Genomic DNA, 20,019 nt, shown 5'->3' on the forward strand with positions numbered 1-20,019 from the left:
GCCAGGCGTCGCATCTGGTCCTGAGTTTCTCGAGAGAGCTTTCGGGCATCGATCTTTTTCATGTCCCTTTATATCGTGAATTTGATTGCCGCGTTAATAATAATAAGAAACATTACTATAAACTGTATGCTTGATAAGCCCGATTTTTTCTAGAAGATATAGCAGTCTAATCAGTAGCTTCTCCTTTATGTCAAGGTTCATAGCAGCAAGAGCCAATTCTATCTCGGACAGCTTGATTGGGTGGGCCAGAACTATTATGTCATAAATTAAAAAGGCTAGATGTGCTGTGTTTTCGGATTTGAATGACTCGCTTTTTAATGTTTTATCTAGTTTTGCTTTTATGTCGGTTGCAATAAGCCCGATGTGATCATAGTTTTTTATTTGAGATGATGGCCATGGGTAAACTAGTACAGAGCTAGCGTCTTTCTTTTTCAGGCTTTCCAGTGGGCCAAGATAAATAAAGGAGTCTTTCGCCTCCACTTCTTCCTGAGGGGCTATCACTAGAAGGCGATGCACTAAAGGAGCATTATTGCAGAACATGCCGAGCTCAACCAAAGAGCCAGCGCTTTCTAGGCAGATTATGATTAGGGTGGCTATGTTTGCTATGTCTACTTCAAATTCAAGCAGATCTGAGTAAGCTCCCTCCTTAAAGTAATCTTTGAAGTCTTCTGCTTTTACGCAAGCCTTATAGGCTTCGTTATCATTGTCATCGAAATGGTTTATTATTCTGTCGCGGAGACCTTCTGGAATCAGAAGGTTTCCACCTGTTTTCCCTCCGCAGACGAAAATCTTTGGAGGCATGAACGAAACAGTGAATCTAGACGTATCAAAAGAGCCAAACTCCTCGATTAGCCTATTCTCAAAATCCATGTCCATTCACAAATTCCACACAAAAAAACGGCCTCAACTGTAGAGGCCGTTTAAAACAAAAACTCTTTACCAAGAGGGTGCGCTAGAGCTTTCTCTGGCGCTCCTGAGTGACTAGCAAGGAACGAAGGAGCGCCAGAGAAAGCTCTAGCGCAACCCTAAATATCCTCAATAAGTTAGGGTCTAGCGAAACGCCTGACCAGTACAATTGCTATTAATTAATGCAATTAGCACCATAAACGCGTAAAGAGTTTTTTATAATAGAACGGCATTGTATAACTTGCAAGAGATATCGGTCATCACCACCGTCAGCAAGGTAGGTTGGACACTCTTCGGTGGAAAACGCTTCGCGGTTTTCCACCCTACGCAGGGGGACAGGCCGGGTAGGGTGGACAACGCCTTGCTTGTCCACCGTTCACCTTCAGGCCCGCTGCCCGGAGCGGGCTGGCCTCAGACGCACAGGCTCCGCTTGCCCCGGTACAGGGCCGGCAGCCTCTCGCGCTCGTCCCGGTCGGACGGGTTCGTTTCGGCGAGCGGTATATCGTTTTCGGGGACATCCGGGCCGGATGCGGGGCGGCGTGGCCAGGTGGTCAGGTATATGGAAAAGACGAGAAGAACCACGACCAGGGCGCTGGAAACAATTGGATCGGCGATCATCGATACCTCCGGGAGGCATGGGCTTTTCAATAGGTTCCTACATATGAGCTTGCGTCACTATGACGCAGCAAGGGCGTTGCAGGCAATCGACTTACGTCTGGTAGGGATATGGCGGGCCGCTGCATCCGCCTGCAACCGCCCTCTGCGTCGATCCGCCCCCGCCTGGCGCACCTAGACTGAAAGCAGCCCAGAACCAGGGGAGCCTCCATGGAGTTCAAGGACTATTACGCGATGCTCGGCGTCGAGCCCACGGCCGACGAGAAAACCATCAAGACGGCCTACCGCCGGCTGGCGCGCAAGTACCATCCGGACATGAACAAGGAGGCCGGCGCGGAGAACAAGTTCAAGGAGGTGGCCGAGGCCTACGAGGTGCTGGGCAGCGCGGAGAAGCGTGCCGAGTACGACCAGCTTCGCCAGTACGGCCGCGCCGGCGAGCAGTTCGAGGTGCCGCCCGGCTGGCAACGGGCGGGGGGCTTCGGCGGGGCGCACGAGCATTTCGGCGGCGATTTTTCCGACTTCTTCGAGTCGATCTTCGGCGGCCGGCCGGGTAGCCATCCGCACGCCCAGGCGCCCCGGCGGGGGCGGGACATCGAGCTGGAACTGCCGGTCTTCCTCGAGGAAACCCTTGGCGAGCACAGCAAGCCGATCGACTACGTGCTGCCCAGCTTCGACGAACACGGCCAGCGAACCGACCGGCACAAGAGCCTCAACGTCAAGATTCCCGCCGGGGTCGCCCATGGCGAGCGCATCCGCCTCAAGGGCCAGGGCGCGCCGGGCGTCAATGGCGGACCGAGCGGCGACCTGTATCTGTTCATCCGCTTGGTTCCCCACCCGCTCTTCGATGTCGATGGCCACGACCTCATCCTCACCGTCCCCCTGGCGCCCTGGGAGGCGGCGCTGGGCGCGCGGATCGAGGTGCCGACGCTGTCCGGCCGCATCCACCTGAGCATCCCGCCGGACAGCCAGAGCGGGCAGCGCCTGCGGATCAAGGGCAAGGGACTGAAGGACAAGCACGGCGTCGGCGATCTCTATGCCGTACTGAAGGTGGTGATGCCGCCGCGCAGCGACGAACACGCCCACAAGCTCTGGACCCAGCTGCGCGATGCGGCGGGCTTCGATCCGCGCAGTCAATGGAGCAAGCAAGCATGACTACGACTCTGACCGTGCAACTGACCCTGGAAGAATGCTGCCAACTGGTCGACGTGCCCGCCGCCAGCCTGATCGAGATCGTCGAATACGGCATCATCGAAGCGGGCGATGGCAGCCCCCAGGACTGGCGCTTCGATCCCGCCGCCCTGGGCCGGCTGCGCCAGGCACTGCGCCTGCAGCGGGAGCTGGAACTCGACTGGCAGGCCGTGGCCGTGGCGCTGGACCTGCTCGACGAAGTGGGGCGCCTGAGGGCCGAGAACGAGAGCCTGAAACGGCGCTTGCTAAGGTTCATGGAGCACTAGCGCTTGATCTGCAGACCAGGCAGAGTCGCTCGCAAACCTCAGCAAGGTAGCCTGGACACTCCCCGGTGGAAAACACTTCGGATTTTCCACCCTGCGCGGGCAGTCGGCCTGGGTAGGGTGGACAACGCCCTGCTTGTCCACCAGCGGCCTTGAATGCCAGTCCATGGCGATTGTCGTTCTTCGCCATGTCGTATGAAACGTTCGATTTTCTTTCGAGCCAGTCGCCTCCCGAACATCCCGAAAGCCAAGGGCTCCCAACCCGAACGCCCTCCCGCTCGGCGCTTCAACAGCGCACTCATGGCATCCCGGCTCCTGGCCTTTTGCCGTAGGGAAAACCTCGTCTGCGTTTAAAATGCGGGCAACGCACAATCGACGATGTCCCATGAACTCAGAAGCCCTCGATACCCTGCACCAGCATCTGCTCGCCGCCTTGAACCCCGCCCCCGAGGAGGCCCGTCGTCTGTTCCACGGGCGGGGGCGCCGCTGGGTGGGGCTCGAGCATGTCACCGTCGACTGGCTGCAGGGGGTGCTGCTGGTGTCGCTGTTCCGGGAGCCGGCGGATGCCGAGGGGGAGGCGTTGCGGCGGATGCTCGTGGCGCTTGCCGAGTCACCCGCCTGGCGGCACAGCGACGCGCATTCGCTGCTGCTGCACCATCGTTACCGGCCGGACAGCGCAACGGAGGTGCTGCTGGGCGAGGCCGTGGAGGAATGGCCGATCACCGAGAATGGCCTGCGCTACCGGCTGGAGCTGGGCCGGAAACAGAACAGTGGCCTGTTCCTGGACATGCGCTATGGGCGCCGCTGGGTCCAGGCCCAGGCCCGCGGCAAGCGCGTACTGAATCTGTTCGCCTACACCTGCGGATTTTCCGTTGCCGGGATTGCCGGTGGCGCCGAGCATGTGGTGAACCTGGACATGGCCAGGGCGGCCCTGAGCCGTGGCCGGGATAATCACCGCTTGAACGGCCATGACCTGGCGCGGGTGACCTTTCTGGGCCATGAGTTATTCAAGTCGTGGGGCAAGGTGAAAAAATGCGGCCCTTACGATCTGGTCATCATCGACCCGCCTTCTTTCCAGAAGGGCAGCTTCGCCCTCGCCACGGACTATCAGAAGATCCTGCGCCGCCTGCCCGAGTTGCTCAGCGGGCAAGGCAGCGTCCTGGCCTGCATCAACGACCCGGGCATCGGCCCGGATTTCCTGATTGAGAATGCAGCCCGCGAGGCGCCTGGTTTGCGCTTCGAGCAGCGGCTGGAAAATCCGCCGGAGTTTGCCGATATCCATTCCGACAGCGGGTTGAAAGCCTTGGTGTTCAGCCAGGCCTGTGCCGCCTCCGCAAGCCACACGGCATAGCGCCGCCCCGCCAACGGGGATGCTCCTGTGTCACCCGGGCGCAGAGCGCCCATCAGTCGGGCTCCGATGCGGGGGCGCGGGAGTCTCGGAACAGTCGGTTACGTGTTTGGTATCCGAGCAGACAGCAGGAGGTGGGCAGGCGCGCACCCTGCTGTTCAAGTGGGCGTCCCGCAGGCTTCGGGAAGGTGAGCGGGTGCCGCTCCAGCGAACGCGAGTCCTTCAGTACGGCGCCTTCCCCAGATAATTGCCTGCCGGATCGTAGTTGCACACCACGATCATCCAGCCGCTGCACTGGCTGCGGGCGCAGCCGAGCCGGCGGGTGTCGCGCCAGACCATCTGGGTGTAGTGGCCGCTGCCTTTCCAGTTGCCCAGCTTCAGCACGCCACCCTTGTAGAGCCTTTTCTCCTTCTCCCAGGCAAGGGCGGCATCCTTCACCCCGTAGTAGCCGGTGGTGCCGATGAACAGGTTTTCACCGTAGCCCGAGCCTCGGCTGTGTTGCATGCGGCAGCTGCTGGTCGCAAGGTGGTCGGCCCAGCGTTGGGCGGTTTCGGCTACCTGCGCCGACCATTGCAGGGGCGCGACTCCGACATCCGCTCGTGCCCGGTTGTGTTCGCGTAGAAGGGTTTCCATCTCGGCGGTGCCGAGGCGCGACCCGGTCGCAGCGGGGGCAGGCACCACGGCTTGCGGCGGTTGTTGTACGGGTGCGTTGCTGCAGGCCGAAAGCAGCAGGGAGGCAACGCAGAGCGGGAGATAGCGGGTGGGGCGGGTATGCATGTGGGACGTTTCGTGTTGGAGGGTACTTGCCGAGTCTGGTGGTGATTCTTGCATAGGGCGTTCGATCGGGCTTGCCGAGCTTTTTCGTTTTGACGGACGGTCATGAAGCCGCTCGAACGCTTTAGTCCTGCAGCTTCTCTAATCATCAAGGCCCTGCTTGTGGTGGGTCTCCGGAGGTACTTATGAGCCATGGTCTAGAGAAGAGGGAGTCGTATCACGGATGGTCTGACTCGCGGAGCCCTGAGTGCACCAACCTGCACCCGGTCGATGAGTGGGAGATGCCTGTCAGCGAAGGCGAGATCCCGCGGGATTCCCACGACGAAGCGGTGATAGAGGAGGATAGGGAGGACGTAGAGCCGGATCATACGGAGGATGACCAGCGCACCCCATGTTGATTTCAGCTGGCGGTATTCGGTCGTGGTCGTGCATGCAGAGGTAGGTGTACGCCACGGCGCCGCGAACTTCTTCGCGTCGCCGCGTCAGGAGTGTATGCACCAACTGGTCGTATTTGCGGGCATGCTGAGATCGTCCACGGCATGGATAAGCCCGGCAGCGATGGCCTCGTCGGGGGTCAATATTCTCGAATCGGCTGTCAGATATTTGGAGATATCCAGAGGATCACTTGCCCCTTGGGTACGTTCTTGAACGATACGCTCATAAAGGACTCGGTCGAAATCCAGGCTCATGGCGTATTCGGACATCCTGGCGTGATCGATCGAACCGTGGATAGTCCAATGGAAAGCATGAAAAAGAAACTTGCTGTGGTGGCAGGCGGTACGTCTCTGCCCCGCTAGAAAGATGATATTGCCCATGGACTCGATAGTGCCGAGGTTATGGGTATTGACCGGGATGGGAAGCGATATCAGAAAATTATAAAGGGAAAAACCATAGCTGCATTCTCCACCCATGGTGGCGATCTTTATAGTGAGTTCGGATGCATCCTGTTTTATGGCTTGCGAGCATTTATTGATAAGCTGTCCGCAAGTTGAAGAGTTGATTGGACCCGTGAAGTGGATAATATGATTCGTCATGAATTACTACTCTTGTAATGTTTGGCGTCACCATGGCTTTTCATGACATCCGCCATGTTCCCATATTCCTGCTCCGGCATGTTTTGCGGCACCTGCAATACCTCGCTGCCGGCATCATTCTGTCTTGCATGCTTGCGGTTTTTCTTCGCCGGATAACCGCTACCTTTCAAATAGGTCATGACGTTGGCAGGGGGCTGCCCCGCGACACCTCTGGTCATGAGAGCCTCCAATCGCCAGGCGCAGCCTTGCAAAGGCCAAGGGCAGTGACTGGAAGCCGGGGCTTCCGCTCTGCTTGAATCAGCCGTTGCGGCCACCGCCGTGGCTGTTTCTTCCGCCTTTTCGGCCTGCCTCGGAGGCCTTCTCGCGGTCATTTGCAAAGTTTCTACCGCTGTTCTGGCCCACTTTTCTGCCAGCTTCGGAAGCGCGCTCCGGATCATTCTTGAAGTTGCCTCCGCTATTCTGGCCGCCTTTGCTGCCGGTCTCCTGATAGAACTCTCTGTCGTGGCTTGCAGATGTCGCTTCACCATCTTTTCTGGGTTAATTCGCATTGTGCTAGATGACTCTTCCGCTGGTAATAATCTAACGAAACGGTTGATTGCGAAGCGGTGAAAAATGACCTCGTTACTCTCGCAGAATAGCTGCTTGATATCAGGTCTTCCAATGTCTGCTGATGGCTATGTCGCAACTGACTGGTTTGACCGTCACCCAAGGGGCAGGACGATTCGGGCTGGTATTTGCATATTTCGCGATGCGCTTGGCGGATCCTTTTGATTCTTTTGCCGTTTTTCAGTTTTGAGAGCCCTGGGCATGTGCCGGGCTTTTTCGTTTTGACGGACGGTCATGAAGCCGCTCGAACGCTTGAATCCCGCAGCCTCTCTAACCCATCGAGGCTCTGCTTGTTGTTCTCCGGGAGGTGTTTATGAACAGCGTTCGAGACAAGGAAATGCCGTATCCGGGGTCGCCTGACCCGCTGAACCCGGGGCGCACCAACCTGAACCCGGATGATGAGCCGGGTGTCGATGAGCTGCCTGACAACGAAGGCGCGATCCCGCTGGAGCCAAACGACGAGACGGTGGTGGATCGGGAGATGGTGGACATGGAACCGGGCAATGCGGAGATGGACGATCAGCCCAGCCCCCGTTGATTTCAGCTGGATCGTGCCCAGGCTCCCACGCGGGAGCCTGGGAGCCACGAGTTTCCTCCCGTTCAGCGCTTCAGCAGGGCGCCCACGGCATCGCCCAGCCCTTCTCGCGCCAGGCCCCTGGCGGTGTCGAGGAGGCTGGTCATGACTCCGCCGAATCCGCACCGCCACAGCTTGACCTCGCCGACGTAGGGATTGCCCCAGCCCATCCGGCAGGCGACTTCCTGGTTGCGCTGGCGTTCCTGCTCGGTGACCGGGTACAGGCGGTTCCAGGCCTCGTACTGTTGCCGGTCCTGCCTGGCCATGCGCAGGTTGTAGCGGTCGTGCATGTAGAGATAGGTGCGCGCCACGGCGCCGCGCACGGCTTCGCGCGGCATGGCCTTGCGGGCCTGGAAGTCGACGACCATCCGGCACTGGCCGTACTGGTCGGGGGTCTTGCCCAGCATGCCGAACGCGAAGTTGCTGCGGTCGCCGTTGACCTCGCCGATCGCCGGCACCAGGTTGTGCAGATCGGCCTCGGCCTGAGCGAAGACCTGATCGTTGGCCGTGCAGTGGTCGCGTCCGCCGGTTTTCCAGCACCGGCGCTGATGGCCGATGACCCAGGCGGGAACGACGTGTTCCCACTCCACCCGGCTGGCGCGCTGCGGGTTTTTGCGCGGCTTGTAGCCGCAACTGGAGAGGTCGACGCGATTGCCCTGGTAACGGCATCCGCAGTAGAAAGTGACTGGATCATCGGCATGGATCTCCCAGGCAACCTTCTTCGCTTCGCTGAAGCTTCCGGGCGGCTGGATATCAGTAAAAAACGCGCCGGCAACGATCAATACGATGCCGGAAAGCAGCGACACTATCTTCTTTTTTGCAGCCGGGTTGCTCATCAATGCGGTTCCACCAGTCGGTCAATAAAGGGCCATTGCCAGCGCGACCGACGGCTCGCCATGGAGGCAGGGCACCACGCCGTACAGCGGCGACAGGCGCCAGCGGCTGCCGGTCCAACTGACGGCGTGGCTCTTCGGGTGGTTAATCGGGCACACAGCCGCGCTCCTCCATGTACATGCGGGCTGTACACGAAGCGGCCTACACCGCCGGCAATGTCCAGGCGACCCAAGGCGACTACTTCATCCGAATCGAGTCGCTGCATGTAGATATAGGCGCGTCCCATCAGAACTCATCCTGCTTCGGCTTGCCCAGGCGGACGCGCCGCTGGGTGGTTTCCGCAGGGGGCGGCGGAACCTTGCCGATCAGTTCGTCGAGCAGGCCGAGCTGCCACAGCACCAGCAGCAAGGTTCCTGTCTCCACCTTGCGGTCGCCGGCCTCGATTCGGCCGATGGTCGGGGCCGATACGCCGATGTTCCGGGCGAGGTCGGCCTGGCGCATCCTGGATTCGAGGCGCTTGCGACGGATGCGAGTCCCGATGTTCTCCAGGATCTTGCGGCATTCAAGGGGGAAAAAGTCTTCCATAAGATAATCTACATATTCTCTTATTCTGGATAAGATCAAATATAACAGCGCTTATGGTCGGCATACCGCTACCTTTCGCACGCTATGACGAGCCCGTTGCGGACCCGTGCAGGAAGGGTAGGAGGCAGGAAGAGGGACGGCATTCGGCGGCGTGCTGGCCATCGGAAAAAGCCGCTGCTTCCGCTGATCATCATTGTTTCTTTCAGTTCGCGAACAGCGGTTACGCAACCTGAAGCAGGTTGTGGGCTGGGTAGCACTTTTAGTGGGCCGAGCTGTCACAGCAGGAGCACCGTAATACCCTGTTACGAATCGCCATGCCAAGGAGGGCAGCCGATGATAATCACTCTGTTTCTTTTTATTTTGCTTGCATGCTATGGCCTGTTCGTGGCCGGCTTATGCGTGGGACGCTGGATGCGCCCATCCTCTGGCTCGAAGACGAATATAGAAAACGTGACGGACGACGTTAGTCTGTTCTATGGCTGGGACGGACTTACCCCCGTGGAGCGGAAGAAGCGCCTGGGGCTGTATCAGCGGCGGGTGCTGGCTCGAAGCGCCGAGCAGGAGAGGGCCTGGCTGCAGGCACGGCTGAGAGAGTGCACGAAAGATAGAAACGCACAGCCCCACACCGCGCGGGACTTTTAGGCGCAGCCAGATTTAGCCGCCGGGAATAATAATGAAGCAGGCGGCAGTGAGGGCTATGCCGTAGAACCATTGCGGCTCCGATGAACCAGCGCGTCTGGGATGCCAGGCCATCAGCCATTGCCACGCGCAGTGCGGTGATCCTGCTCTCGGTTCCGCTTTTGATCGTGCCCACGCTCCCGCGTGGGCACGTTGCCGGCGGCGCTCGATGTGTCCACCTCCCGCGCCCGCCGCCGCTCCTATACCGCCCGTCCAATCACACCAAACTATCGCTGCGCCTTGCCGGTCAATTCAGGTGTCACTTACTGAAATAAGGAGACGACAAATGGGCAGCACTTCAGACAAGTTCAAAGGCAATGCAAACGAAGCAGCCGGCAAGATCAAGAAGGGCGTCGGCAAGGCGACCGACAACCCGAACCTGAAGGGTGAAGGCCGGGCGCAGGAGTCCCGGGGCAAGGCCCAGCAAGTAAAAGGCGAGGTGAAGGACTCGCTCAAGCGCGGTATCGATCGGACCTGATCTTCCGGGCGGCGATACGGGCTGGAATCATCCCTGCAACCCGATCCATCGATAAAGCCGCTCGCAGCCCACAATACCAATGCCCGCCTTCGCGGGCATTGCTTTGTCAGGGGCAGTGCAATTCCTTCACCGGGGGAATTGCCAGGCAATCTGCCCTCACTCCTCGATGAAATGCAGCAGATCGCTGTTGAAGCGCTCCACCTCCAACTGCGCCAGGCCGTGCGCGCCGCCTGGGTAAACCTTCAGGGTGGCGTTCGGCACGAGTTGCGCGGAGCGTTTGGCCGAGGCCTCGAGCGGTACGATCTGATCGTCGTCGCCATGCACGATCAGGGTCGGCACGTCGATCTTCTTCAAGTCCTCGGTGAAGTCCGTTTCGGAGAACTGCTCGATACAGTCGTAGACGGGCTTGATCCCGGCGTTCATGCCTTGCAGCCAGAATGCATCGCGCAGGCCCTCGGAGACTTTCACCCCATCGCGATTGAAGCCGTAGAAGGTGGTCGGCAGGTCCTTGAAGAACTGCGTGCGGTTTTCCAGGACGCCCTGGCGAATGCCGTCGAACACCTCTTTCGGCACTCCGTCGGGATTGTCGGCGGTTTTCAGCATGAGCGGCGGCACCGCGCCCACCAGCACCACCTTGGCCACCCGCTCCGTGCCATGCCGGCCTATGTAGCGGGCCACCTCGCCGCCGCCGGTGGAGTGGCCGACCAGAATGGCTCTCTTCACGCCGAGCGCTTCCAACAACTGCGCCAGATCGTCGGCATACTGGTCCATGGTGTTGCCGTCCCAGGTCTGCTCCGAGCGGCCATGGCCGCGGCGGTCATGGGCGATCACCCGGTAGCCGCGCTGGCCGAGAAACAGCATCTGGGCGTCCCAGGCATCCGCGCAGAGCGGCCAGCCATGGGAGAAGACGATGGGATGACCCGATCCCCAGTCCTTGTAGAAGAGGGTGGTGCCGTCTTTGAGCGTCAAGGTGGACATGCGCAGTTTTCCTCTTTTTGGGATGTGGCGTGTGAAGGCGTGGCGCCGGGAGGAGCGGCGAACAGGACAATCGCATGAGCGACTTTCTTCCCTCTCCCCAGCCCTCTCCCGCACGCGGGAGAGGGAGTGAACGGCTGTACCTGCCCCTTCATGCGATTGCCCCGGGGCGGCGAATCGGCCCGGGCGGCTCCAGATTACGACTCTCCCCATGAACGATAGTGCTGGGCGCCTGGCGGTGATGCGCCGGGCGGCCAGCGGCTTGCGCCGCCTCGACCACGTCTGCGCACTCTGCCCATTGCGGAGTGGTCCTCCTGTCTGCGGCACGGGCCAAGCCGCTTGCCGGCCGAGTCCGGCTCAACAATGCTGAAGAGTCATTGCGACGTTTCATCAGTCGATAGCATAAGAATGGCGCTGCCCTCGGAGCGGGTCAGGACAGTTGGAGAAAGGCATGACACGTAGCAAAGAGATTCTCGTCTGGGTGCTGGGCGCTCTGGCGGTGCTGATCGTCGCCCTGGTTATTTTTGTCACGACCTTCGACTGGAATCGGCTCAAGCCGAGGATCAACGAGCAGGTCTCGGAGGCCTTGAACCGCCCCTTCGCCATCGAGGGCGACCTGGCGGTGAGCTGGCGGCGCCCGGCGGACGAGCCCGGTTGGCGCGCCTGGATTCCCTGGCCGCACATCAGCGCCGAAGCGCTGCGCCTCGGTAACCCGGACTGGGCCAAGGGCGAGCAGTTCGTCACCCTCGAGCGGGTCGAACTCAACCTGGCGCCGCTGGCCCTGCTGACCAAGACCGTGCGTATCCCGCGCATCCTGCTGAGCGGGCCGGATGCCAGCCTCGAGCGCCTGGCCGACGGCCGGGCCAACTGGACCTTCGCCCTGGACGACGACTCCGAAGAGAAGGAGCCTTCGCCCTGGACCCTTGACATCGGCACGCTGCAGTTCGACCGGGCCCAGGTGCGGGTGGACGACCAGGTCCTCAAGGCCCGGCTGGAAGTGGACGTCGTGCCCCTCGGCGCGCCGATTCCCTTCGAGCAGATCGTCGGCAAGGCGCAGGCGGAGCGGGCCATGCAGGAGGGCGCCCGGCCCCAGGACTATGCCTTCGCCTGGAAGACGCAAGGACGCTACCATGACCAGCCGCTCAGCGGCGAGGGCAAGGTCGGCGGGCTCCTGGCCCTGCAGGACACCAGGCTGCCCTTTCCCGTGCAGGTCGATCTGCGCGCCGGGGCCACCCGCTTCAGGGCCGAAGGCACGCTGGTCGCGCTGCGCAGGCTCAACGCGCTGGACCTGCGCCTGCGCCTCTCCGGCGACAGCCTGGGCAACCTCCATCCGCTGATCGGCGTGACCCTGCCGGACACCGCCTCCTATGCCACTCGGGGACGGCTGACGGCCGACCTGCAGGACCCGGCGGGAGCGCAGTATCGCTACGAAAACTTCAGCGGAAGGATCGGCGACAGCGATATCCACGGCGACCTGACCTACGTGGCGAGCCAGCCGCGCCCCAAGCTGTCAGGCGCGTTGACCTCCAGTCAACTGCTGTTCGCCGACCTCGCCCCGCTGATCGGCGCCGACTCCAATGCCGAGAAGGCCGAGCGCGGCTCGGAGGCCAGGCAGCCGGCCGACAAGGCCCTGCCGGTGGAGGAATTCCACACTGAGCGCTGGCGCGACATGGACGCCGATGTGCGTTTCACCGGCGAGCGCATCGTCTGGGGCAAGGAGCTGCCGATCAACGATCTGTCCACCCAGGTGCGGCTCGAGGACAGCCTGCTGCGCCTCGACCCGCTGCGTCTGGGGGTCGCCGCCGGACGCCTGGACGCCACGGTTTCCCTCGATGGCCGACAGTCGCCGCTGGACGGCCGCCTCCGGCTGAACATCCGCGGCCTCAAGCTCAAGCGACTGTTCCCCACCGTCGAGACCATGCGCGACAGCCTCGGCGAATTGAACGGCGATGCCACCCTCAGCGGTTCCGGCAATTCGGTGGCTGCCCTGCTCGGCTCGGCTGATGGCGAAATGAAACTACTGGTCAACGACGGCACCATCAGCCGGGCGCTGATGGAGATCGCCGGGCTGAATGTCGGCAACTACATCGTCGAACGCCTGTTCGGCGACGAGGAGGCCAGGATCAACTGCGCTGCGGCCGGCATCGATATCAAGAACGGTGTGGCGACCCCGCGGCTGTTCGTCTTCGATACGGAAAATGCACTGATCAACGTCGACGGCACGATCAACTTCAAGAGCGAGGCGCTGGACCTCGACATCGTGCCCAAATCCAAGGGCGTGCGGGTCATCTCGCTGCGCTCGCCGCTGTATGTGCGCGGTACCTTCAAGGATCCCGATCCGGGGGTGCATGCCGAGGGGCTGATCGCGCGCGGCGCGGGCATGGTGGCGCTCGGCGCCGCTGTCGCTCCGGTGGCCGGCCTGCTCGCTCTGATCGCGCCGAGCAGCGAGCAGGCGAGTCAGTGCGGCCCCATGCTGGAGCAGATCAAGACCAGCCAGGCGGAGTGACGGCCGTCTGCGAGCGGCAGGTTGCCCCTCTCCCCAACCCTCTCCCCGGTGGGGAGAGGGAGCTGAAGCCCCCCCTCAGTGGTGACCGGATACTTCCTGAAAAGGTTCAGCAGGCCGCCGCCCGCGGCAGGGTGTCGCCCAGGCCGCCGGGGTGGAACAGGCGGCCGCTGGCGCGCAGGGCATGGGCGGGGGTGCTGCGGGTCGAGAGCAGCCGGGCCAGGGGCGCCAGGCCCGCGACGGCGGCACCGTTGCCGGCGTGGTCGAGGGCTTCGGCGGCGGCGTACAGGACGGCGCGGGCACCGTTGCGGATCTCGGCGTCGTCGAAGGCGTGCAGCGCGGCGCGGCGGTACAACGCCACGTCCGGGGTTTCGCTGCGACCACGCAAGTTGGTCGCCAGGCAGATGCCGGTCAGCAGGTGGCAGCAGGCGGCGAGCAGCTCCACCGAGGGCATGGCATCGAAGGCCTTGAACTCGATGCGCCCGACCTCCCGCGCCAGGCGCGCCGGGCGCAGCAGGGAAGAGCGCCCGGCCTGCTCGGCGTACTCCTCCAGGCCGAGGAACAGCTTGACCGCCGGGCGCTGGTCGCAGCGCAGCCAGGTGCGCCGCGACCAGCCGTGCCAGGGCCGGCCGGCGCAGTACGGCGAGCTGAAGCTGAAGGGCACGATGTAGGGCGCGTAGTAGTTGAGCTTGCGCGCGGCGTCGAGGTTGCGCCGGCTGCTCCACGCGGGCAGAGAGAAGTTGAGGTCCGGGCCGTAGGTCAGCATCGACAGCTCCATGCCCTGGTATTCGCGGTCCCCGGCGCGCAGCTGCCGCTCGAAGGCGTTGAGCGGCGGGCTGTAGCCGTACTGGGTGCGCAGCGGGTCGAAGCCGGCGATGGCCAGGCCCAGGCCGTCGCGGTCGAGGCGCGTGGCCAGCTGTCGTTCGATGTCGAGCAGGCAGGCGATGCTGGCCTCGACGCCGGGCAGCGGCGGGGTGCGGATCTCCACGCCTTTGGCCACGAAGCCGGCGAAGCGCCCGTCGGGGTCGAAACGCTCGTCGCCTTCCAGATACCAGTAGCCGCTGCGGATGCCCTGGTCGCCCTCGGCCAGCGCCGGGTCGCCAAGGCCGGGCTTGTCGGCGAGCAGGTCGCCGAGCCGGGCGACGTCCAGGCTGTGGATGTCGCGCAGGCGTCCGGCCTGCGGGCCGCGGGTAACGACCAGCAGGTATTCGAATTCGATGCCGTAGTCCACGGCCGGCATCGGCCTAGATCCAGCGGAGGACCTCGTGGGGGTCTGGCACAGCCTCATTGGTTGTCTCCTCGGCGTGTTGCGGCGTTCCCAGATACAGAAAGCCGACGATCTGTTCGTCTTCACCCAACCCCAGCTCGCGGTGGAAGCCGCGGTCGTACATCAGCCAGCCCGAGCGCCACAGGCCGCCGTAGCCGAGGGCGCGGGCAGCCAGCTGCAGGGTCAGCACGGTGCAGGCGGCACACAGTTGCTGGTCGAACCGCGGCACCACCTTGCTGGGGCGCGGGCTGGCCACCACAGTGATCACCAGCGGGGCACGGTGCGGCATGCGCCGGGTGCGGGCGATCACCACCGCGCTCTGGCCTGTGGCCACGGCGGCGCGCTGCATGGTCTGGCCCAGGCGGTCCAGGCCCGCACCGCGAGCGGCGAGGAAGCGGTATGGGCGCAGGTGCTGAAAGTCTGGCACGCGTAGCGCGGCGCGCAGGATCAGTTGCAGTTCCGCGTCGTTCGGCCCGGGCTCCCGCACGCTGGCGCAGGAGCGGCGCTCCAGCAGCAGCGCCAGGGCGGGATTCTCCGCGCGCAGCGCGGTCATGGCGTCCATGTCAGCTCCTCCTCGATGCGCAGGCCGGCGCGCAGCCGCTCGCGGATTTCCATCAGGGTGGCGTCGAGCCGCTCGATGCGCTGCAGGTTGCGTCGCTCGGCCGCGCTGGTGTCGAGCACCTCGGCGATGCCGCCGTTGCGGATGACCAGCCGCCGCGCGCCACGCAGGGCCAGCAGCGGGTCGTGGGTGGAGACCAGGACGATCTTGGCGCCGCCGACCAGAAGGTCCAGCGCGCGCTTGCGGTCGACCCCGGCGTTCTCGATCTCGTCGATCAGCACCACGGGCGAGGCCGACAGCAGCGCCGCGTCGGCGATCATCAGCGCCCGCGTCTGGCCGCCGGAGAGCTGGGTGACGGCGGTTTCGGCGGCGAACTTCTCGCCGGTCAGGGCGTTGGCGCAGGCGATCACCGTGCGCGCCATGCCCTCCGGGTCGGTGGCCATCCGGCAGCGGGCGTGCATCTCGATCAGCGCCTGCACGCTCAGGTCGACGACGAAATTCATGTTCTGCGAGAGCTGCGCGACCAGCTTGCGGTCCGGCGCGTAGCGCCGCTCCGCAGGCGGTAGGGCGCCGTTGACCAGCACCCGCCGGCCGGTCGGCGTGTCGCCTTGGGCCAGGCATTCGATGTCGGCGAGCAGGCGGCTCTTGCCCGAGCCGGTCGGTCCGACGATGCAGACGATTTCCCCGGCGCGGAAGGTCAGTTCGAGTCCTTCCGCGCGGCCGTCCTTGTCGCGCCCGCCGATCAGGGTGAGGCTGTCGACCCGCTCTTCAGTGGCATCGGCCAGGGCGCGCACCTCGGCGACCAGCCGTTCCAGGTGGTCGAGCAGTTGCCCGCGCTCCATCCCGGCGTCGAACAGCGCCTCGTCGGGCAGCCCGGCCAGCCACTGGCCGAGGCTGGCGTCGGGCATGGCGGGGGGCAGGGCGAGGGCGGCGACGAATTCGGCCACCGCCGGATGGCGCTCCAACAGCAGGGCGAAGGGCTGCCCGGCGAGGCTCATCGGGACTTCTCCAGGTCGGCGAAGCGCATCTTCTTCACGTTGCCGCGCTGATGTGTCTCGCCGATGGCTGTCTCGCCGACGCAGTAGGGGCAGACCGCTGCCGGCATCGAGAAGCGCAGGCGGCTGCCTTCCAGGCTTGGCGTCGGCGCGGCGGCGCGGATGTGGCGAACCAGGTCGGCGGCGCCCTGGCCGGTGAGGCCGTTGCAGAACAGCGCCGGCGCGCCGGGATTGGCCAGGCGCACATGGAAGGCGAACACTTCGCGCTCGACCTGGGACACGATGTCGCCCTTGGTGATCGCCACCAGGTCGGCCAGGCGCAGCATCGGGCCGATCTTCTTCGGCGTGTGCACGCCGGCCAGGGCGTCGACCACGCAGATCGCCAGGACGCCGTCGATGTGCGGCGAGCAGCGGTTGCACAGCCCGGCGCTCTCGCTGATCAGCACGTCGAGCCCCTGGCGCCGGCTCCAGGCCAGGCAGTCCTCGATGTTGGAGACGAAGTAGTGGTCCGGGCATAGGGCGCCGGCCAGGCCGACCGCTACCGGGATGCCGTGCCGGGCATAGAGGCGTCCGTCGTCGCTGGACAGCGCGTCGAACTTGGCCACGCCGACGGCAAGATTCTCCTGCCTGAGCAGTCTGGCGACCTGCAGGATGACCGAGGTCTTGCCGACCGACGGCGAGCCGGCCACGGTGATCAGTTGCATAAGTGCAGTCCTCCCTGGGTGCGGCCGGCGGCGAAGAACAGCTCGGCGGCGCGGCGCTGTTCGGCGGCGAAATCATGGCCGCGGAAGAACTCCCAGCCCGGCCACTTCAGCCGCGCCCCTGGTGGAAAGGCTTGGGTGCGCGCGGTGCCGGTCGGCGGATAGCAGTTGCGGGCGAGCACGGCGCTGAGTTCCTCGCCGTGCAGGTAGTCGACCAGCGGAGCGAGGCGCGCCTCCTGGCCGGGTTTGAGCAGGTAGCCGATCGGCATGGCCAGTGCGCCGTCTTCCGGCCAGGCCACGGCGGTGCGCTCGCGACGCGGACAGAGCTCGGCCTGCAGCCAGGGCAGCACGGCAATGGCGCCGACGTCCGGACTGTTCGAGCCGGCCTGGGTGGCGGTGCGCACGTTGTGCTGCAGGTGGCGCACGTTGCCGGCGAAGGCGGCGAGCCCGGCCTGGCCGAACTCCAGATACAGCGCCAGCAGCAGGTAGGCGTTGTAGTCCTGGTAGGGCACCTGCGGATTCGGCCGCCAGCCGCCGAAAACGATCTCCCCGGCCCAGCAGGGCTCCAGCAGGTCGCTCCAGACCCGCGGCGGCCGGCGGCCCTTGAGCCGGCGCTGGTCGATCAGCCAGACGAAGGGGATCACCGCGAACACCCGGAAGGCGTCCAGCGGATCGGCAAGACCGGCGGCCGCGCAGGCCGGGTGCAGCTCGGGCAGGGGCCGCGCGCCGGGGGGCGGCGTGCAGTGGGCGAGCAGGCTCGGCGCCAGGATGTCCTGGTAGATGGTCGACACCAGCATGCCCGGCAGGCGGGCCGGATCGCGCTCGGTCGCCAGGGTGTCGAACGGGCTGTACCACTCGGCGCCGCCCAGGCAGCAGCAGTTCAAGGCCTCGCCGCGGGCCGCGCGCTGTGCCGCCAGGGTTCTGTCGATGCCGGCCTTGAACGCCCGACGCAGCGGGATCGGCATGCGCCCGAGCAGGTCCAGCCCGCCGAGGGCATCGGGCGCCGGCAGCGCGTGGTGGTCGGCGTCGGCGGGGATGTGCTGAGGTGTCTTCACGCTGACCTCCTTGGCCGGTCGGGTTGTCTGGTCCGTAGGGTGGGAAACGGCCGCAGGCCTTTCCCACCGCGGTGTTCCGGTCGGTGGAAAATCGCTTTGCGAGTTTTCCACCCTACGAAAGGGTTTGGCCCGTAGGGCGGGAAACGGCCGCAGGCCTTTCCCACCGTGGGTGCCCCGGTCGGTGAAAAAATCGCTTTGCGGGTTTTCCACCCTGCGGGAGGGCTTTAGCGAGATTCGGGCCAGCCGGCCCGACAAATGCCCAAGGCTGCGCCGCGCCGGGGCTGAGGGCACTCCGACAAGGAGACGAAGAGGGGGAAGTGTTCGCCGCCGAACATTTCCCTGCAGCAGACGTACCGGAGCGAACTCGCGGCGCTGCACCGTCGGCGTTTGCGGCCCGGCCGGTGGTGGCCGCGGGCTTCTGGCACGGCGCTGGCATCGCCCCGGTACATCCATTCGCCAGAGGAGTCGACCATGAAGTCACGCGGCATCGTCAACGCCACCCGCCGCCTGATCGGTGCGCGCAAGCTGGGCAGCGCCACCCTGCTGGGCAAGGCCGAGGAGGATGCCCGCCATGCCTTGACCCAGGCGCGTGCCTGGATCGGCCGGGCCAATCCTGTCGACGAGGAGGCGCAGCGCAACTTTCAGACAATCGTCAAGGCGACCGAGGATCTGGAGCGCGTGCTGCTGGAGGGGGCTGCCCCGGCCTGAGGGCAGCCTTGTAGGGCGGGTGCAACCCGCCATTGCGGATCGAGCCATTGCCTTCGTCGGCGGGTTGCACCCGCCCTACGCCCTCTGTGGCGGAAGCGCCCGGAAGGCTTTATTGCTGCTTGGTCAGATCGACCAGCGGTTCTTCGCGCACCTCGGTCGGACGGCCCGCCTGGACCTCCGTGACCCGCTGCAGGGCTTGGTCCACCTCCGCCTTGTCGGCGAGCAGGGCGAAGCCGACCTGGAAGTGGCGCTGCTCCTTGGGACCGATGGTCGGCACCAGGCCCAGCGGGCGCTGGAAGCGGCGGTTGTAGGAGAAGCTGGTACCGGGCTCGAGGCCGGTGACATAGCCCTGTTGCGCGGTGTCGGTGTTCTTCCACAGGGAGAACACCGGCAGCTGCTGGACGTTGTAGTCGACCCGCACGCCCTGGTTGCCGGCCTGGTTGTGCAGCACGGCCAGGGTCTCGCCCTTGTCGTCGCCGTAAGGAACCACGTTGTAGACGGTCTCGTCGTAGTCCGCGGTCGGGCCGCGATAGGTCTGCCAGTCGGTGAGCTCGCCGCGGGCCTTCGCGTTGAACGGCGAAACCTGCTTGACCGGGGCGGCGAAGCGTGCGCCCTGCCCCAGCAGTGGCGTGCCGAAGTTGTTGTGGTAGAGCACCTGGTATTCCTTCGGATAGTCGCCGTTGTTGGTCAGCGTATCGTTCAGGACGAAGCGCTTGGCGCCCGGCTCGGTGCTCAGCTCGGTAGCGATGCTGAAGTCGACCTTCTTGAACGCCTGTTCCTTCAGCTCGCCCTTGAGGCGGATGGCATACGGCGGCTTCTCGTCGATGCTGAGGACCACCTTGGTGGCCGGGATGTTCGCCGCCCGGCCATGCAGGGTGAGCAGCTCGCCGTTGTCCATGCCGGGATGGCCGACCCATTCGTAGCCGCAGCGGGTGACCAGCTCGTTGAAGCCCTCCAGCCAGCCGAGGCCGCCGCGGGCGTTCTGCTCGATGAAGGCCGGGTTGACCACTTCCTCGACCGGGGAATCCCAGCCCATGCGGACGTCGCCGGCGACCGCGCGCAGCACGTTCATGCCGCGGGTCGGCACCACGGTGATCTTCATTGCGCCGGTGTCGATGTCGATCAGGCTGACGCCTTCCTGGCGTCCACCGTGCAGGGTGCGCAGGCTGACCGAGAACGGCTTGTCGGTCTTGATGCCCAGTTGCTGGCTGTCGATCTTCCAGTTCTGCGCCGGCTTGTCGCTGTCGATCAGGACATAGTCCCAGGCCAGGGCGGGAGTCGTGCCGACGATGGCGGTCAGGCCGATGAGGCAGGAAAGCTTTTTCATGATTACCCTTCTTTTCTTGTTGTAGGGCGGTCCCGAGAGACTGCCC

General features: G+C 64.0%; 23 protein-coding genes and 1 pseudogene. 8 read left to right on the top strand and 16 right to left on the bottom strand.

The features are described from left to right. Positions 1 to 93 precede the first annotated feature (93 nt). On the bottom strand, positions 94 to 876 hold the full coding sequence (locus ACYVD0_RS01720) for a retron St85 family effector protein (protein WP_460425183.1): 783 nt from the start codon (positions 874 to 876) through the stop codon (positions 94 to 96). Between the two features lie 441 nt (positions 877 to 1,317). Further along, positions 1,318 to 1,524: a hypothetical protein gene (locus ACYVD0_RS01725; protein WP_460425184.1), complete on the bottom strand. Its 207-nt coding sequence runs from the start codon at positions 1,522 to 1,524 to the stop codon at positions 1,318 to 1,320. Positions 1,525 to 1,731: 207 nt separating this feature from the next. On the opposite strand from ACYVD0_RS01725, the gene cbpA reads away from it, so the two are divergent. The 3 genes from cbpA to ACYVD0_RS01740 all read left to right on the top strand — a co-directional run bounded on the left by cbpA (position 1,732) and on the right by ACYVD0_RS01740 (position 4,323). Beyond that, on the top strand, positions 1,732 to 2,673 hold the full coding sequence (cbpA, locus tag ACYVD0_RS01730) for a curved DNA-binding protein (protein ID WP_460425185.1): 942 nt from the start codon (positions 1,732 to 1,734) through the stop codon (positions 2,671 to 2,673). After that, positions 2,670 to 2,975, top strand: a complete 306-nt coding sequence (locus ACYVD0_RS01735; RefSeq protein ID WP_460425186.1) for a chaperone modulator CbpM — start codon at positions 2,670 to 2,672, stop codon at positions 2,973 to 2,975. Before cbpA ends, ACYVD0_RS01735 begins: the two co-directional genes overlap by 4 nt. Before the next feature lie 382 nt (positions 2,976 to 3,357). Beyond that, entirely contained in the window at positions 3,358 to 4,323 is a 966-nt protein-coding gene (locus tag ACYVD0_RS01740; RefSeq protein WP_460425187.1) for a class I SAM-dependent methyltransferase, read from the top strand. A gap of 219 nt (positions 4,324 to 4,542) precedes the next feature. On the opposite strand, the gene ACYVD0_RS01745 is transcribed toward ACYVD0_RS01740, so the two are convergent. The 4 genes and pseudogenes from ACYVD0_RS01745 to ACYVD0_RS01760 form a co-directional block, all read right to left on the bottom strand. Then, on the bottom strand, positions 4,543 to 5,097 hold the full coding sequence (locus tag ACYVD0_RS01745) for a CAP domain-containing protein (RefSeq protein WP_460425188.1): 555 nt from the start codon (positions 5,095 to 5,097) through the stop codon (positions 4,543 to 4,545). Positions 5,098 to 5,576: 479 nt separating this feature from the next. Next, on the bottom strand, positions 5,577 to 6,128 hold the full coding sequence (locus ACYVD0_RS01750; protein WP_460425189.1) for an ATP-dependent Clp protease proteolytic subunit: 552 nt from the start codon (positions 6,126 to 6,128) through the stop codon (positions 5,577 to 5,579). Next, on the bottom strand, positions 6,125 to 6,346 hold the full coding sequence (locus ACYVD0_RS01755; RefSeq protein ID WP_460425190.1) for a DUF2795 domain-containing protein: 222 nt from the start codon (positions 6,344 to 6,346) through the stop codon (positions 6,125 to 6,127). The genes ACYVD0_RS01750 and ACYVD0_RS01755 overlap by 4 nt, the downstream gene beginning before the upstream one ends. Before the next feature lie 79 nt (positions 6,347 to 6,425). Beyond that, positions 6,426 to 6,662, bottom strand: a pseudogene (locus ACYVD0_RS01760) (con-10 family general stress protein); the annotation flags it as partial. Between the two features lie 385 nt (positions 6,663 to 7,047). Here ACYVD0_RS01760 and ACYVD0_RS01765 point away from each other — a divergent pair. Further along, the gene (locus tag ACYVD0_RS01765; protein WP_460425191.1) at positions 7,048 to 7,272 is read left to right on the top strand and encodes a hypothetical protein; all 225 of its coding nucleotides are present in this window, start codon (positions 7,048 to 7,050) and stop codon (positions 7,270 to 7,272) included. 62 nt (positions 7,273 to 7,334) lie between these two features. Here the strand turns inward: ACYVD0_RS01765 and ACYVD0_RS01770 are convergent, their stop codons facing one another. From ACYVD0_RS01770 to ACYVD0_RS01780, 3 genes are all read right to left on the bottom strand, one after another. Beyond that, complete coding sequence (locus ACYVD0_RS01770; protein ID WP_460425192.1) at positions 7,335 to 8,144, bottom strand: HNH endonuclease family protein; 810 nt, start codon at positions 8,142 to 8,144, stop codon at positions 7,335 to 7,337. A gap of 21 nt (positions 8,145 to 8,165) precedes the next feature. Beyond that, complete coding sequence (locus tag ACYVD0_RS01775) at positions 8,166 to 8,300, bottom strand: hypothetical protein (protein WP_460425193.1); 135 nt, start codon at positions 8,298 to 8,300, stop codon at positions 8,166 to 8,168. A 127-nt stretch (positions 8,301 to 8,427) separates the two neighbouring features. Next, on the bottom strand, positions 8,428 to 8,727 hold the full coding sequence (locus ACYVD0_RS01780) for a helix-turn-helix domain-containing protein (RefSeq protein WP_460425194.1): 300 nt from the start codon (positions 8,725 to 8,727) through the stop codon (positions 8,428 to 8,430). Positions 8,728 to 9,060: 333 nt separating this feature from the next. On the opposite strand from ACYVD0_RS01780, the gene ACYVD0_RS01785 reads away from it, so the two are divergent. Continuing rightward, positions 9,061 to 9,369, top strand: coding sequence for a hypothetical protein (locus ACYVD0_RS01785; protein ID WP_460425195.1), 309 nt, complete (start codon positions 9,061 to 9,063; stop codon positions 9,367 to 9,369). A gap of 322 nt (positions 9,370 to 9,691) precedes the next feature. Further along, positions 9,692 to 9,883 carry a CsbD family protein gene (locus ACYVD0_RS01790; protein WP_460425196.1) on the top strand — a complete coding sequence of 64 codons (192 nt, stop codon included), beginning with the start codon at positions 9,692 to 9,694 and terminating at the stop codon, positions 9,881 to 9,883. 156 nt (positions 9,884 to 10,039) lie between these two features. Here the strand turns inward: ACYVD0_RS01790 and ACYVD0_RS01795 are convergent, their stop codons facing one another. After that, on the bottom strand, positions 10,040 to 10,861 hold the full coding sequence (locus ACYVD0_RS01795; RefSeq protein ID WP_460425197.1) for an alpha/beta fold hydrolase: 822 nt from the start codon (positions 10,859 to 10,861) through the stop codon (positions 10,040 to 10,042). Positions 10,862 to 11,309: 448 nt separating this feature from the next. Between ACYVD0_RS01795 and ACYVD0_RS01800 the strand changes: the two genes are divergently transcribed. Further along, entirely contained in the window at positions 11,310 to 13,364 is a 2,055-nt protein-coding gene (locus tag ACYVD0_RS01800) for an AsmA family protein (protein WP_460425198.1), read from the top strand. A 106-nt stretch (positions 13,365 to 13,470) separates the two neighbouring features. Here ACYVD0_RS01800 and ACYVD0_RS01805 read toward each other — a convergent pair whose 3' ends face one another. The 5 genes from ACYVD0_RS01805 to ACYVD0_RS01825 are packed head-to-tail and all read right to left on the bottom strand — an operon-like array spanning position 13,471 to position 17,938. After that, a complete protein-coding gene (locus ACYVD0_RS01805; RefSeq protein WP_460425199.1) occupies positions 13,471 to 14,601 on the bottom strand; it encodes a glutamate-cysteine ligase family protein in 1,131 nt (376 codons plus the stop codon). A 4-nt stretch (positions 14,602 to 14,605) separates the two neighbouring features. Further along, positions 14,606 to 15,190 (bottom strand): nitroreductase family protein, encoded by a 585-nt coding sequence (locus tag ACYVD0_RS01810; RefSeq protein ID WP_460425200.1) that lies wholly within the window; start codon positions 15,188 to 15,190, stop codon positions 14,606 to 14,608. Then, positions 15,178 to 16,185, bottom strand: a complete 1,008-nt coding sequence (locus tag ACYVD0_RS01815; protein WP_460425201.1) for a P-loop NTPase family protein — start codon at positions 16,183 to 16,185, stop codon at positions 15,178 to 15,180. Before ACYVD0_RS01815 ends, ACYVD0_RS01810 begins: the two co-directional genes overlap by 13 nt. Next, entirely contained in the window at positions 16,182 to 16,886 is a 705-nt protein-coding gene (locus ACYVD0_RS01820; RefSeq protein WP_460425202.1) for a GTP-binding protein, read from the bottom strand. Before ACYVD0_RS01820 ends, ACYVD0_RS01815 begins: the two co-directional genes overlap by 4 nt. Beyond that, a complete protein-coding gene (locus ACYVD0_RS01825) occupies positions 16,877 to 17,938 on the bottom strand; it encodes an ABC transporter substrate-binding protein (protein ID WP_460425203.1) in 1,062 nt (353 codons plus the stop codon). Before ACYVD0_RS01825 ends, ACYVD0_RS01820 begins: the two co-directional genes overlap by 10 nt. 471 nt (positions 17,939 to 18,409) lie before the next feature. Between ACYVD0_RS01825 and ACYVD0_RS01830 the strand changes: the two genes are divergently transcribed. Continuing rightward, on the top strand, positions 18,410 to 18,646 hold the full coding sequence (locus ACYVD0_RS01830; RefSeq protein WP_460425204.1) for a hypothetical protein: 237 nt from the start codon (positions 18,410 to 18,412) through the stop codon (positions 18,644 to 18,646). Between the two features lie 109 nt (positions 18,647 to 18,755). Here the strand turns inward: ACYVD0_RS01830 and ACYVD0_RS01835 are convergent, their stop codons facing one another. Further along, on the bottom strand, positions 18,756 to 19,973 hold the full coding sequence (locus ACYVD0_RS01835; protein WP_460425205.1) for an aldose 1-epimerase family protein: 1,218 nt from the start codon (positions 19,971 to 19,973) through the stop codon (positions 18,756 to 18,758). Between the last annotated feature and the right edge of the window lie 46 nt (positions 19,974 to 20,019).

The sequence above is a fragment of the Azotobacter armeniacus genome (assembly GCF_054779355.1).